The sequence below is a fragment of the Parapedobacter koreensis genome, from assembly GCF_900109365.1.
In the GTDB taxonomy this organism is placed as follows: domain Bacteria; phylum Bacteroidota; class Bacteroidia; order Sphingobacteriales; family Sphingobacteriaceae; genus Parapedobacter; species Parapedobacter koreensis.
The window spans coordinates 254,457-268,295 of sequence record NZ_FNZR01000008.1 but is presented as its reverse complement, the minus strand read 5'-3'; the positions used below and the strand labels follow the sequence as shown (position 1 = coordinate 268,295).

Annotated in this window: 13 protein-coding genes; 5 read left to right on the top strand and 8 right to left on the bottom strand. The window is 42.9% G+C overall.

All coding sequences use genetic code 11. From position 1 onward, the window contains the following. Positions 1-9 precede the first annotated feature (9 nt). Together BMW65_RS18640 and BMW65_RS18635 are read right to left on the bottom strand one after the other, a co-directional pair. Positions 10-3,216, bottom strand: a complete 3,207-nt coding sequence (locus BMW65_RS18640; protein WP_090607688.1) for a SusC/RagA family TonB-linked outer membrane protein — start codon at positions 3,214-3,216, stop codon at positions 10-12. Between the two features lie 29 nt (positions 3,217-3,245). Continuing rightward, positions 3,246-5,357 (bottom strand): TlpA family protein disulfide reductase, encoded by a 2,112-nt coding sequence (locus tag BMW65_RS18635; RefSeq protein ID WP_090607686.1) that lies wholly within the window; start codon positions 5,355-5,357, stop codon positions 3,246-3,248. 568 nt (positions 5,358-5,925) lie between these two features. Between BMW65_RS18635 and BMW65_RS18630 the strand changes: the two genes are divergently transcribed. The 5 genes from BMW65_RS18630 to BMW65_RS18610 all read left to right on the top strand — a co-directional run bounded on the left by BMW65_RS18630 (position 5,926) and on the right by BMW65_RS18610 (position 8,983). Continuing rightward, positions 5,926-6,336 carry a hypothetical protein gene (locus BMW65_RS18630; RefSeq protein WP_090607684.1) on the top strand — a complete coding sequence of 137 codons (411 nt, stop codon included), beginning with the start codon at positions 5,926-5,928 and terminating at the stop codon, positions 6,334-6,336. Between the two features lie 118 nt (positions 6,337-6,454). Next, entirely contained in the window at positions 6,455-6,703 is a 249-nt protein-coding gene (locus tag BMW65_RS18625; RefSeq protein ID WP_090607682.1) for a hypothetical protein, read from the top strand. Next, positions 6,693-7,025: a type II toxin-antitoxin system RelE/ParE family toxin gene (locus BMW65_RS18620; protein ID WP_090607681.1), complete on the top strand. Its 333-nt coding sequence runs from the start codon at positions 6,693-6,695 to the stop codon at positions 7,023-7,025. Before BMW65_RS18625 ends, BMW65_RS18620 begins: the two co-directional genes overlap by 11 nt. A gap of 370 nt (positions 7,026-7,395) precedes the next feature. Beyond that, complete coding sequence (locus BMW65_RS18615) at positions 7,396-7,944, top strand: hypothetical protein (protein ID WP_090607679.1); 549 nt, start codon at positions 7,396-7,398, stop codon at positions 7,942-7,944. Positions 7,945-7,990: 46 nt separating this feature from the next. Continuing rightward, positions 7,991-8,983, top strand: coding sequence for a nucleotide kinase domain-containing protein (locus BMW65_RS18610; RefSeq protein ID WP_090607678.1), 993 nt, complete (start codon positions 7,991-7,993; stop codon positions 8,981-8,983). A gap of 19 nt (positions 8,984-9,002) precedes the next feature. Here BMW65_RS18610 and BMW65_RS18605 read toward each other — a convergent pair whose 3' ends face one another. Genes BMW65_RS18605 through BMW65_RS18580 form a run of 6 tightly spaced genes read right to left on the bottom strand, consistent with a single transcriptional unit; the run spans position 9,003 to position 13,838 of the window. Then, a complete protein-coding gene (locus BMW65_RS18605; protein ID WP_090607676.1) occupies positions 9,003-9,299 on the bottom strand; it encodes a nucleotide modification associated domain-containing protein in 297 nt (98 codons plus the stop codon). A 12-nt stretch (positions 9,300-9,311) separates the two neighbouring features. Beyond that, positions 9,312-10,322: a thymidylate synthase gene (locus BMW65_RS18600; RefSeq protein ID WP_090607674.1), complete on the bottom strand. Its 1,011-nt coding sequence runs from the start codon at positions 10,320-10,322 to the stop codon at positions 9,312-9,314. Between the two features lie 37 nt (positions 10,323-10,359). Continuing rightward, positions 10,360-11,289, bottom strand: a complete 930-nt coding sequence (locus BMW65_RS18595; RefSeq protein WP_090607672.1) for a hypothetical protein — start codon at positions 11,287-11,289, stop codon at positions 10,360-10,362. Positions 11,290-11,297: 8 nt separating this feature from the next. Continuing rightward, positions 11,298-12,482, bottom strand: coding sequence for a toll/interleukin-1 receptor domain-containing protein (locus BMW65_RS18590; RefSeq protein WP_090607670.1), 1,185 nt, complete (start codon positions 12,480-12,482; stop codon positions 11,298-11,300). A gap of 12 nt (positions 12,483-12,494) precedes the next feature. After that, on the bottom strand, positions 12,495-13,262 hold the full coding sequence (locus tag BMW65_RS18585) for a TIR domain-containing protein (protein WP_218145461.1): 768 nt from the start codon (positions 13,260-13,262) through the stop codon (positions 12,495-12,497). A gap of 15 nt (positions 13,263-13,277) precedes the next feature. Continuing rightward, on the bottom strand, positions 13,278-13,838 hold the full coding sequence (locus tag BMW65_RS18580; RefSeq protein ID WP_090607668.1) for a toll/interleukin-1 receptor domain-containing protein: 561 nt from the start codon (positions 13,836-13,838) through the stop codon (positions 13,278-13,280). Position 13,839 lies beyond the last annotated feature (1 nt).

Sequence of the window (13,839 nt, the reverse complement as noted above, 5' to 3'; positions counted from 1 at the left end):
CTGATTTGCCTAAAATTCCATATTCAATCCCAGGGAAAAGCTTTTCCCCATAGGTATCCCCAGCCCATAATCCGGGTCTATCGCTGCATCGGTTGCTTTCCAAAGTGTCCCCAGATTCTTTGCATACAGGAACAGCCGGATGGAGGAGAAATGCCGTTGCCGTACATCGGAAATATCATAGCTAATCCGTACATCCTGTAGCCGGATGGACGAAGCACGATCCACCAGTGTTTCCGCATAGCGGTAAAATTGGTCGCGGTTATTATTCAACGGGTAAACCATGGAGGGCACATCTGTGTGCTGTTCATCACCCGGCCGTTGCCACCGATCCGCAAAATCAGCGTGCCCTTCCCAATTATTAAACAGGGCACCGTATGAGATAGACGGCCTTCTGAAATAGTGGCCGAAGCGGTAGCCGATGTTTACGGACGCCGACAGTTGCTTCCAAGAAAATGTATTCAGCAGATTTCCGAATACCGGCGACAGCGAAGGGCCGTGATATACGAGCCCTTCCAACGGGGTGTTCCGGGTGATGGCCGAATAATCTGTACTGACCACCCCGTCTACCACGCCAAGAGGATCCCCACTGGCTCCATCCAATCCCCTCCATCGGTAACTCATCAGGTTGTAAAGCGGTTTCCCCTCTATCGGGACAATCCCTATCCCTGATCCCAAATACCGGCTTCCGCTGGTTGCATCCGTGTAGTACTTCGTCAGCCTGTTGGTATTATAATTGAAAATCAACCCGGTTTCCCATCGGATATAACGGTCGATCCACTTTCCGTTCAGCTCGATATCGATTCCTTCTCCCGACATTTCCGCAATATTCCTGCGTATCAGGCCGCTGTAGATTCCAACGGTCGGATCGATCGGTGCATCACCGATCAAGTCAGTGCCCCGTTTCACATAGTATTCCAGGCTTCCGGAAACCATGCTGTTTTTCAACGCGAAATCGACCCCTAAGTTTATAATCCGCGATTTTTCCCACCGCAGGTCCGGATTCGGATAACTCCGTAATGCCGCATAGCGCCCATTATTCAGGTTGCCGTTAAAATAGGTAACGGTAGAATAAGCGGATAGGCCATTATCAACGTTTCCGCTGAAACCGTAGGTCGCACGCAGCTTCAGGTATGGTATCCGGTCACTGCGGTAAAAGGGTTCTTTATGAAGGTTCCAGCTTATCCCGGCTGACCAGAGCGGCACCCCTTTTTGATTACTGTTCACACCGAACAGGTTGGACGCATCCTTGCGTATACTGCCGGATGCCGTATATTTATCCGCATAGGTATAAGCGGCATTGGCGTAAGCCGAAATAAACCGATCCAACCGTTCGGAAAACAACGTTGACCCTGAGCCGACCGGGATGCGGGCTCGCGTATTCGGATTATGGTACTGCGGGAAATTCGTGACATAATCCACGGCTACCGACGTCAGCACATCTTCGTCGTACCCGTATGCCTGCGACGTACTGCTTTGATTGCGTATCTGCCTTATCTCAAATCCGCCCAAAGCTGTCACCTGGTGGTTGCCTTCGAGTTTCTGATAACCAAGCTGAGCCCTGCCCGAATGCGCATTCAACACACCGGAAACCGTATTGAATATACCGCCCATCGGAACCGCATATGTCAGTCCCCCTTCGCTATCGGCCTGTGTAAACCGGTTTACCATATTCCGAGTATAATACGACTCCAGGCCCGATAGCGTAGCATCCACGTCGTTTCCTGTTTCGTACCGGTATTTGAGTTGAAAAGTAAAGTTCTTCAAAAAGATTTGGTCCACACCGAAATCAGCCAAAAGATGCCGCCCGGTCTGGGACACATCGGTATGCCGGTAGTCGGAAAGTGGTCGGTACATCCAATCCAATAGCCCAGATTCTTCTGCCTGCCCGGCAAACGGAAAACGATAATCCTTCACGATGGGGAGCGCGTTGCCGTTTTCGTCCGCGAGCCTTGCGTAGGGATAGAGATTCTTTGTTCCTCCGGGTGTAATGGAAAGGTGCGACGGGCGCCCGGCGACGTTCTTATTACCCGTGTAGACCAACCCGGCCCGAATTTTCAGGTATCGCGTAGGTGAGAAAACCTGATCCATACGCAAAGTCACCCTGTCCGTTCTATCGCCGGTGAAACCCGTGTTGCGATCGTATCCGGCAGAAGCGTAATACGAAAACAGATCGCTTCCTCCCCTGTAATTGAGGGCATATTGCTGGTTTACACCCGGTTCATAAAGGTATTTCCTGAAATCCTGCCGGACATCCTGTTTGGCGAGCAGGTCGATAGCCGCATCGGTCTGCTGCTGCGTCGCCAAGCCATCCCGTTGCCGGATGAGCAGCTCCACCACGGGCGAGAGTGGCGGTCGGTTGCCGTTGTTTTCCTGGTTGTTATAAAATCCCTGTCCGAAGAGGAAGCGTTCTACTTCGATGAAGTCGGCAGACGAAATCACAGGGCTGTAAAAGACATCCGGCTCGGCTATGATAGTAGCATTTGCCGAAAAACCGAAGACAGGCCGCTGACCGGCCGCGCCCTGCTTGGTTGTAATCACGATGACACCGTTGCCCGCCTTTACGCCCCAGATGGAAGCTGCTGCGGCGTCTTTCAGTATAGAGACACTTTCCACATCATTCGGGTTGATATTGTTTATATCCCCGTAATAGGGAAAATTGTCAAGTACTACCAACGGGGCCTGGCCTGCATAAATGGTACTCCGCCCGCGCACCATCATTACGGGCTGGGTAGACCGTCTGTCAAACATCAACGAATTGGTCACCCCTTCGAGCCTTCCAAGCACGTCCATCCCGGTTGCCCGGTTGAGCCGCTCATTGTCTATCTTGGTAAACGATCCGGTTGCCCGCTCCAGCGGCAACGATTCGTATCCCGTGGTTACCACCACCTCTTCCAACAGTTGCGTGGTGTCCTGCAGATAGATCCGGATACCATCCGGAATTGGGAGATCCATTTTATGTTGCCATGGGCTGAACCCCATTGCCCTGCAGAACAATACGGTGCTGTCATTCCTTACGAACAGTTCAAAAAAACCATCTTCGTCCGTGACTGCCTCGCCCCCAGACTCCCCGTCCGTTATAACCGCCCCATCTATCGGGGTATTGCGTGATGATGAAAAAACATGCCCATGGATGCGATGGATTTGTTGAGAAAATGATAAGGGCACGCATCCAAAAATAAGCAGTATAGGTAAAGCTAAATATGTCGAAATTTTCATGATATATTAGAGGGATAAGGTTTCTATGATTATTGGTTTGCCATTTCCGAAAGCACGAACATTTCAATATCCCGTGTTTCAGCCTGCAGCCGCAAACCGTATAGTCCAAGTGCGTCCTGCAACTGGTCAATATCTGAGAATGAATCGATTGATAAGCTGATGTCGATCATTGCCGAAAATCCCGTACCGTCTACAACAGGACGGGCGGAAACATCGTTGATACAAGCTATCAGGCTTGCCATCGGACGATTCTTTATTTTCTTTACGGCCCCCTTCAAATCCACGTATCCCCTCCCTTCATTGTCCGATTCCATGGATATTTCCCCACGGCCTGTTTCCCGCAATACCCAGCATGCGCTGGTGCGTATCTCCCACCTTCCATGAAGCCCGAGAAAACGGTCAAGATCTTGTTGCATCCGCCCTTTGGCGAGTGTATCTGCCACCGCGGCCACGGACTCATAGCAATAGCCATGTTTTAAAATCCACTCATTGAAGTAGCCGTATGAAGGTCTGTAATGATAGCGGGATGAGTCGGGAACCTCCCACACCACCCGGTTTTCGGGTATCGGTCCCACGCATTCGCCATATAGTTTAATCACCGGATAGTTTGTGATGGTTATCCGCCGGGTGTTCGATAGGGTATCCTTTGTTTCGATGTATTCGGTGGCGCCACCCGGAATACAGCCGCTGACCCCGGCATATCCCCGCACGGACACCTCCTTCATCCCCGATGGCTCCACGCTGAAAAGCGGTGTGTCCCCCAGTGAACCCCTGTCATTTTTTGCCAGCCAACCGACGTTGCCGTCGTTGATGACCTGATGGACGTTTCCCATGGTGAGGTATTCCGCCGGTGTTACGGCTTTGACCGTCCCCTCTTTACCGATCCATATCACGTGAGGGATGTATTTATGGGGAAACCATTTTTTTAAAAACACATCGTTGACCACGATTGGCAATTGATTATTTTTCATCAATGCATTGCGTTTCTCAAATGCTTCCACAATTGAAGGCTGCTGGTAAGTCACATAAATCATCTTCGCTTGCCCATCAAATTCATCAGCCAATCGATTCACCTTTGGCATCCCTGCAACACAGCCACTACACCAGGTACTCCAAAAGTCCAGGATGATCAGCTTACCCTTATAATCGCCAAGCTTGACCGTATCCTTTCCTTCCGGATGATTTACTACCTGCAGGGGCAGGTGCCACAGCTCTTGGGGAATCGTATCGCCTATCTGCAATGGCTTGATGCTGTCTGTTGGAAACGGGGGCTGAGCCTGCTGCCCTGCCTGTAAGCCCATGCTTACCGCCAGCACGAGCAATGCCGATACCCCAATTGCGCGGCCCCGCCCGGGGAGGGCAAGGGCCTGCGCATGGGTCTGCACACATAGAAAGTTTTTCCGGAGACGGCTTCGGAGCTTCCGGCACCCTCCGAGCAGGTTCGTGGCACCCTCCGCCGACCTTCGCAGCCAAGAAGGTGACGCAGACCACGGTCGGTGGTGCATCCGAGCTTCCCGTATCTCCGAAGCCGACCCCAAGCGGGCTCCAACATCGCCCCGCCCCATTCCAACTCCCTCCGTATATGCCTTTCTACCACTACATAGCCGCCATACCTTCGCTAAAATGCCGCTGGCGGGTACTTTTACCGGGACATATGCGGGGAATACGCGGATAGGACCCGAAGGAAGGGTAAGGGAAGGTGGGATTTGGGGTAAGGCAAGCCCGGCTTCACCCCACGGGGATTGGCCGTTGGGATTGCCCGCTTCTGCTCTGTTTATCTTCCGCTGGAGGTCATTACCCGCGCTATACCTGCTGCGCACCTGATAGGTGTCCACACTGCTGGTTTTCCGCTTCCTGTCCGCCTGTTTTCCGTTCTTTCTCCGCTTCTCAAGCGGAGGAGCAGCGGAGAAGCACCGAAGGAGCAGCGGAGAACAAGCGGAGAACGAGCGGAGGAGCACCGAAGAAATAGCGGAGAACGAGCGGCTCAGGTACGGCTCAGGTACGGAGCGGGTATCCAGCCGCAGCGGAGAACGAGCGGAGGATGAACGAACGTCGAGCGGAGAACGGCCTGTTCGTTTATGTTTTGTATCGTTGGTTGCCAACAGGGCATAGTATTCCCCTAAGCGTAAATTTTGCTTCATTTTGTTGTTTGATTTGGGTGTAAGAAAAATGGATTAATTCAGATTGCTTACACAAAATCAAACAGGCTTTGCTATTATGTTTTTATGAAGATTTGACGTAGAGATTACCCACGCCTTGGATAAAATGGTTCCCCCCTCTCCTATCCGAGATGGAAAACTGGCGGGTTGTAGAAATAAAAAACTCGTTTTCATAGTTAGATTTGAAAACGAGTCTCCGGTTATCTAGTGGGGTCGTAAACACGAGTAGCGCTGTGAACCCTACCTACTACCGTTCCACAAGGCTCTAACCCCTTCTAAGACAGATTCAGTAGAGCCCACAGCGCTACCTTGACGCACCAAAAGTACGCAAAATATCACCATGGGCATTAACCTACCATCTCGCTTAGAATTAATTGTTAGAGTTTGTGAACGAGACTCTTGTTGTTAATACCAATGAAATAGCCACATTCGCTATCTCATTGCAATATTACGAAATCAAAATGATTTGTCCAAATATTAATCATTTAATACCCATTATTTAAGCATTAATATCAAGCATGTCATGCTTAAACTTTGGGATTTTTGTTTCATGGACGAAAACAAAGATTTAGGCCGTTACCTTCAGAAAAAATTAAGAGATAAAGGGATTGAAGATAAAGCAGTTGCCGATGCGTTAAATATTTCTTCACGATCGGTACGGAATATATATCCGCTTAAGGATATTTACACAGACCGTTTTGCAAAGTTCTGCGTGCTCCTTAATGAGGATTTGTTTTTGCAGTACTATGGGCAAAGTGAACCGCTTAAATCCATCTTGAACCGCGAAAAGGTTGCTTTGGAGCAAGAGGTTGCTCGACTACGAGAATTAGACGAGGAGAAAGAACGATTGATTAGTTTCTTAAAAGAGGAACTAGAAGAAAAGAAATCATCCATCAAAAATTTACAATCCGAGCTATTATCCAAAGTTGACGAAATCCTCAACCTACTGAAATCCAAGTAAACAGTCTATAGCCAATCTGTTTTATCCAATACTTTTCGTATTTTTGTGTGTGCCTTTACTCCTTGCTGATAGGTTGGCAATGGATGGAAACACGGAATATTAAAGGGTAAATAGAATTATGACAACGCTAACTGTAAATGTCGATAATGAAAAAGACCTACCAGTATTGAAAGAAATCCTTAATCGGTTTGGTTTGAAATATAAAGTAGACAAACAAGCGGAGCTAAACGAAGAAGGCGAAGTCCTCTATAAACGATTTAAGAAAACGTTTAAGGAGATAAAAGATTGGGAAGCGGGAAAAGTGAAATTACAACCAGCAAAGGAAGCATTAGCCGAAATCGAAGCCGAATTGAACAATGGGGTTTGAGGTATTTTTTTCTTCCGCTTTTAAAAGGGAGTTAAAGCGAATTGCTAAAAAACATCGGCAAATCCTTAAAGATATCAACCAACTGATTGACGACCTTGCCGAAAACCCAACCCTTGGCAAAGATTTAGGACAAAACGTTTACAAAATACGGGTGGCCATTTCAGGCACTTCGAAAGGGAAATCCGGTGGCGCAAGGGTTATAACCTACATTAGATTTACCAATGAATCGGTGATACTTGCTGAAATATATCTGAAAAACGAACACGACACGGTGGACGTGGATACCGTCATAAATCGTTTAAAAAATGAGGAGCTTTTGTGACTATTGCTTATAGCGTTTTTTTGCTGCGAATAACCAAGGTGTATATTTGCGTAAAAACGGACATACTCCGCCATGGGTAAACTATTATTCTGGTAAAAAGTTTCTATTAGGAGTACGCATAAACCAAGGGCACTTATATCTTTGCAAGAGACGGCCAGATTAACGTCAAATCAGTAGAAGCAATAGGATGAAATCGAGATTTCAAGATATTTCAAAGCAATAAAAAAATAATCTTTCTTCCATACACAATTATTCTGAAAACCATAATCAATAAAGGTTCGAAGTCATATACGAGATGGTGTTGTACGGAGATTCCTGAATAGGCCTACAAATTTTTAGATAGATTTGAAAAAAACTGCAACTGCAAAACATGAGTTACAAAATTCCAATTTTCTTAAGTTATCCTAAACCATACCTCAAGAAACAAGATGATTTTATTGATCAGATAAAGCTTTTGCTTGATAATAAGGGTTTTTTAGCAAGAACTCTAGGGGTTACCGATTATGACATGGAAGAACCACTAACGGCTATAAGAAGGTTAATGCTAGAATGTAACGGGATAATTACAGTAGCTTTTAAACGGACTTTAATCGTACAAGGGATAACAAAGCCAAATTCGGATAATGGCGATGCGATGATTCAGCTAGAAAACATGTGGACAACAAGCCCTTACAGCCATATTGAGCCAGCTATGGCATTTCAAATTGGGTTGCCAGTTTTAATAATTAGAGAAAATGGAGTAATTGCCGATGGTGTGTTGGAAAAAGGGGTGATTGGGACATATTTGCCAGAGTTTAATTTAGAAGGAGATATTGGAAAATATCTAAACTCAAATGAATGGCGTCAAATTTTAGGTAAGTGGGAAGGTTATGTAAGAAAAGTTGTAGACAATAAAGGTAGGCCACCAAAACTTTACTGACTATAGAATTCTTTGGTAAACAACCAATCAAATAGATCCCGAATTAATGGTTCATTATACTACTAGACGGATACAACCAAAACCTTCAAAGGTATTTGACACGTATTGGCGCTTCGCGGCTGAACGACAAGAGGTTTTTTTTAACCGCTTGGCAAAGCTACCATTTTTAACAGCAGACCCTATACTTCTGAGACATAAATTTACCAACGCATATCGGGCGTCGGATCGCGTAAGCCAATATCTTATAAAGAAGGTGATCTATAAGGGTGACCAAGAGGCTAATGAATTACTATTTAGAATATTACTATTTAAGATATTCAATAAGATTGAAACTTGGGACTTGCTGCAACACGAAATAGGGGAGTTGACTTGGAGGAACTATTCGTTTGACAGCTATAATCAAGTATTACATGGGGCGCTAAAAGCGGGTGAATCTATTTATTCCGGCGCATATATAATGGCCTCGGGTAAGAGCTCTTATGGTTTTGACCGCAAGCATGAGAATCACCTTAAATTGATTGAACAAATGCTTACCAGCAAGCTGACTGAAAAAGTAACGGCTGCGTCATCAATGGAAAATATCTATCAACTATTGCTATCTTATCCTAGTATAGGTTCATTTCTCGCTTACCAATACACAATCGATATTAACTACAGTACATTGACTAATTTCAGCGAAATGGATTTTGTCGTACCCGGACCGGGAGCTAAAGACGGTATAAAAAAGTGTTTTTTAAATCTGGGGGATTACTCGGAGGTTGATCTGATACGGTGGGTTACCGAAAAACAAGACCAAGAATTCGAGCGACTGGGTATAAAATTCAAAAATCTTTGGGGTCGTCCTTTACAATTAATCGACTGTCAAAACCTTTTTTGCGAAACTGACAAATACGCTCGTGTCGCACACCCAGATGTCAGCGGCATATCCGATCGAAAACGCATCAAACAAATTTACCGGCCTAACAAATCATTGATCGATTTTTGGTATCCTCCTAAGTGGGCGCTTAATGATCGTATCGAAACCTCACATTTTTACTAACAAATACCTTTTCATTAAATCATCTATTTTTTTCTTCGCTTAGTATAAGAAGACCGATAATTCCATAGCCTATGATATCTTTCAAGGTATCCTCTATACTTTCAAAATTAGGCACGGAATCACCATTTTTTATGCTATTTTCCACCAAAGTCCGAAACCTCCTCACTTTATCCCAAAGATGTACCATGTTTCCATTCAGCCCTAGATCAAAACTTGCATTTCCATAATCCTGGTTCTTTCTTAGGAGAAGATCAGTCACTTCTTCCAAAATTAGCCGAACTTTTTCCTCGGTCATAATTGCTTTTTCTTTTTTCATATTAATAAAGATTTACAATTTGTTAATAACCACCTTTTGTAAAACTGGGTTTTCAAAAATTATCTCCTTCTCTGGGAAATAATGAGCATACAGAACCCGAGCCCAGTCGTTAAAATAATTGCTTTCGAAATCTGGAAAATAGTTTAACTGATTTAGACGTAAACCGCGTTCAAAGTTCTCAAGCTTAGCCAATGCGGCATCAAAATCTTCAAGCGAAGTAAACGGCCTATCATAAACGTGAAATTCGTTCTCCACATTTGATATTGAAGCTAGTACTTCCAGTTTCTTCTTATGTCGGTCGTAATAATGGAAATTATTTGCAATATGATAGTATGCCCCCAACTCCATTCCTAATAAATAGCCAAAAATTTCTTGCAAATAAGTGAAATTAAAAATATTTACACCAGTTGCACCCCACATATAATCGTTCGAACGCATGTGGACATACACATCAAGCTTACCATTATTGACCATGAATTGGATATTTTGAGTACACGGATAATCTTTCGTGATTTTCACTTCTCCATTTAGGTCGAAAAGATCCTTGCTTGGGTCACCTATTGTAATGACGGCCCTCCTACTACTTGAATCGCTATTAAGAAGATTAACAATAAACTTAAACTGGTCCACATATGCACTTCTATTAAAATCAGCCCGAAAAAAACCCACGTCATAGTCCTTGCGATCCGTTTGGAAAAAACGGAACCTAGGGCCATATCCCGCGCGCATAGTTTTTCCGTCATCGGAAAAATCGCCCATTCTTTCCAAATAATATTGCACCATAGCCAGATCATTCCTGCCGGAACAAAGCCAAAGAGATTCCACATAAGGCAGTATATTTCTCCATTTCCGTTCGGGAATAGTCACTATTCTCGCCAAAGGGTTATTGAGTTTGAAAACTACGGGATACGGAATTTCGTAGCACGTATTTCCTCTAGTTTTCCGCTCTGTCCCCTCTTCTAGTAAAAATTTAGCCAATCCAATGATGGCAGAATTTATTCCTTCAAATTCGTGGACTTTCATATGCTACAGACCTATATTCTCCCCAAGTATTGACGGTTTATAGTTTCTTAAGACCCTTCATAATGTAGAAAACAATTTCATGTATATTTTTGCTTGTGAACAAAATCTCGTTCTCATCCATGGTTAAACCGTTAAGCTTGGACAATGCATCGATATTGTAGAAAAGAAGCTCTGACTTAAGGTTTTCGTAGTTGGCATAGCTACACTTATCGGCTACAAAATCTTGATATTTTTCTAGAAATTTACCTACATATTGGTAGTTGTTACTCAATTCATGAACTTTATCACCCTTCAGAAGACTTATTAGCTTTGCAGTGGCACCTCCAAACCCGCCCACCAAAAAGACCGGTTTGTCTTCTTTCAATGTCAACAACGCTTCTTCTATAACCCCCGGAATATATCCTAAAAATTTTGACACCTTACCTCCCACCAATATCCTAGCATCACTATCTTTAGCCATCTGTAGCCGCATTTCTTTAAAGCATTCACAATAAACGTATCGATCTTCAATACTTATCCAAGGATAATAGTCTCTCTCCTCTTCAACCTCAATAGAGGGCGGACTTTTTACTTCTTTGATTTCAATCTTTTTTTGATGAAATTCAATTCTTACTTCTGGTGTTATCGCCTTTGTATTGGGAAAAACAAAATAATTAACAAACCTATGCGATTTGTCACTTTCGCGTTGATATTGATTTGATAATTCAGAAAAAAAATAGGTGAAGCCACCAACTCTCAAGTCACCGCCATACATAGCTGTAGCACCATTTGCAGTAATATACCTCGCTATTTCAATTGAGACATCATTCAAATGCTGATTTGTAAAACCTAATAACTCCAAGTCTTCATTTTCAGAAACAGAAATGGCTATTTTTTTCCCTTTAAAGACGACAGATTCCTTGATTCCCTTCACTTTCTTAGCAAGAAGACCTGGCTCTACACCAGAAATGTCTATTTTTTTTTCCATAGTACTGACTACACAAGATTTATTGGCGTTAGGAATTGGACATCATCATCTAAATCACTTAATACCATCAACTCTTCTACCCCTAATGGTGGATCAGGGTATAGCATAGTCAATTTCTTTTCACCTAAAGATTCCTTGTAACGCTTGATATCGATGAAATTCAACAGTTCAGGAGGAGTTGATATTGATTTAATTATGGCGTTTTCCTTTGCGTAAAGATTACTATACTGTTCAAGAAGCATAAGTTGGTAGGCATTATTCAAAACCTGATAAAGTGTGAGATTTAATATTCTGTAAAACCCTATGACTTCCTTATCTCCAATCACTGTTGTTGGCATATTCCCCAAATACGGGAACGCTCTTTTTTCACCCTCAGAGATATTATGAACGACCACTATCGGAGATTTATGCTTTTTCGCTATTAATACCTCCCTTCGACACCATTCCCGATTAGAATATTCATCAGTATGAAAAACAACTAAAGCGGAATGTTTAACCTCTCGCTCAAATTGCTTCGCAAAGTCATACCCGTTAGCAATATCAACCGTATCAAAAAACACGTCCAACTTAAGATTTTCTTCGATGAAGCGCTTGAACCTTTTTGTTATCTCTTCTCCATCTTTCTTTGCATGGCTTAAAAAAAGCTTTACTGGAGAACCTATACGGTCACTTTCACCATCTTCCTCTCTTGGCTGAAAATTCAAAATCAATCTTGCACAGTCGTGCAACAATTCAGTCCTAATTTTTCTAATCGCCTTTGTGAGATGCTTATCCTTATCCAAGGATATTTTTTTGCCTAAAAACTTAGTCGCATCGGTAAATTGGAGGTTGCTCAAATTACAACCGATTGAATAAGCCTTGTCGAATAGTGCTATTGGGTAAACCCTATTGTTGTCATCTATTCTCGATACAATTTCCTCAGTGTACTCCCGAAAACCATCGTCTAAGTAATACTCTTGATCTATCAATAACACTACCGCATTCTTCTCAGCGTCTCTAAAATCAATTCCTAGTGGCCTATCACTTTCCAACTTCTGAAACCGAAAATAAACGGGAATTCCGATACCCCTAGACAATGGATTCTTATAATCACGACAAAAAGTAGAATACAATTCTTCGGCAACTTCCTTACCTACTTTAGATGAAGGATGCCAAACTATATACATATTTAATGGATAACTTATTCTAGTCATTGGTGTTCTTTATCATTTGGGTTCTTGAATTATATATAGATTTATAGTGGGTAATTCTTTATCAAACGCTAACTCGATATACTCTTGATTTTTGGCTCGATCTTCAGTCCAATCCCTAATAACTGCATATTCAGTCTTCAGGTTGTCTGATAAGCGGCTTGGCAAATTATTATAGTTATGTTGGCCCGAGCCAAAATTTGGGTGAGATGGTAATTTCAAGCCTAGTAGACCCGCATACCTGTCTCCAACTTTTAAATTTAATGCACCTGATATTTCCCAATCCACATGTTTTCGGTGTTTCGTATTCGGACCAAGTAATACAATTAAAACCGTAACATCTGTTAGGTAATCCTTTTGTATTAATTGCTTAATGTACCCGTCTGTATTATCCGAATCGATATCTCCATCCTCAACCGATTTATGGGTAATCAAATCCTCAAAAAGATTCTTGAAAGCTTCCTTGTACCATTGATCGTCATCATGATAATAACTGATGAAAGTTTTTCTTTTTGGTAATTCTTCTGGAAGGGTCGTGTTCCAACTAAACCCACCAGTAGTCTTGCGTTTGAATAAACACACTCTTGACCAACCTCCAATTTCTCTTTTAACACAGCAAAATGTTCGTCCTGCATTAGTTTGGTCTACCAACCACCGACGGTTCTTAATTATACCAGCACCTATATGCTCTTCAAAATCGTCATGGACAAGAACTCTATCAATTGTGTTCCCTTCTTCATTAAAGGATATTTTCGTAATTACATAATCCTCCCATTTGGCCATAATACTTCTCTTAGATTAGCTATATGAATCATTTATCAAAGCATCCATCACATTCCGAAGTGGGTTTGTTTGATTCCCATAATCACTCATCATTCTTTTTTGGAGTAAAATCTCTTTGTCTACTTTTGAAATTCTACTAATAAGGTTATTTAAATCATAAATATCTCTAATAATGGTAGCAGACCTTACGTACTCCGGTAACCCCCTATAAGGTATTCCCTTTAAGCAAAGTGCATACAAGTCCGTTTTATCATATCCATACCCAATTTCAAAAGGTACCCAAGTAGAATATAGCGTATTAGGAGAGACAACCACAAGCATGTGAGAACTGTTGTTAATCCCTGTTCTTATTGCATCAGTTACAGCTTTCGGATTATTTGACTGATGATGAATTTTCAAATCTTTATCATATTCATCAAAGTAGACATCAATACCTGCTGCAATCAAGTAATCCGTAATTTTTTTTGCGGATTCTTTGTCTTTTTGTTGATGAGAGATGAATACGCATTTAATACCTAACGCGAGAAAACTATTACGTGAGATTTGTTTTGTGCTGTAAAATCTATTTATTGCCATA

Excerpts from the sequence above, each read along its gene's own strand:
- BMW65_RS18640 (WP_090607688.1), bottom strand. The coding sequence starts at position 3,216 with ATGAAAATTTCGACATATTTAGCTTTACCTATACTGCTTATTTTTGGA.
- BMW65_RS18585 (WP_218145461.1), bottom strand. The coding sequence starts at position 13,262 with ATGGCCAAATGGGAGGATTATGTAATTACGAAAATATCCTTTAATGAA.
- BMW65_RS18620 (WP_090607681.1), top strand. The coding sequence starts at position 6,693 with ATGGGGTTTGAGGTATTTTTTTCTTCCGCTTTTAAAAGGGAGTTAAAG.
- BMW65_RS18610 (WP_090607678.1), top strand. The coding sequence starts at position 7,991 with ATGGTTCATTATACTACTAGACGGATACAACCAAAACCTTCAAAGGTA.
- BMW65_RS18635 (WP_090607686.1), bottom strand. The coding sequence starts at position 5,357 with ATGAAGCAAAATTTACGCTTAGGGGAATACTATGCCCTGTTGGCAACC.
- BMW65_RS18605 (WP_090607676.1), bottom strand. The coding sequence starts at position 9,299 with ATGAAAAAAGAAAAAGCAATTATGACCGAGGAAAAAGTTCGGCTAATT.
- BMW65_RS18625 (WP_090607682.1), top strand. The coding sequence starts at position 6,455 with ATGACAACGCTAACTGTAAATGTCGATAATGAAAAAGACCTACCAGTA.
- BMW65_RS18590 (WP_090607670.1), bottom strand. The coding sequence starts at position 12,482 with ATGACTAGAATAAGTTATCCATTAAATATGTATATAGTTTGGCATCCT.
- BMW65_RS18630 (WP_090607684.1), top strand. The coding sequence starts at position 5,926 with ATGGACGAAAACAAAGATTTAGGCCGTTACCTTCAGAAAAAATTAAGA.
- BMW65_RS18580 (WP_090607668.1), bottom strand. The coding sequence starts at position 13,838 with ATGGCAATAAATAGATTTTACAGCACAAAACAAATCTCACGTAATAGT.
- BMW65_RS18595 (WP_090607672.1), bottom strand. The coding sequence starts at position 11,289 with ATGGAAAAAAAAATAGACATTTCTGGTGTAGAGCCAGGTCTTCTTGCT.
- BMW65_RS18600 (WP_090607674.1), bottom strand. The coding sequence starts at position 10,322 with ATGAAAGTCCACGAATTTGAAGGAATAAATTCTGCCATCATTGGATTG.
- BMW65_RS18615 (WP_090607679.1), top strand. The coding sequence starts at position 7,396 with ATGAGTTACAAAATTCCAATTTTCTTAAGTTATCCTAAACCATACCTC.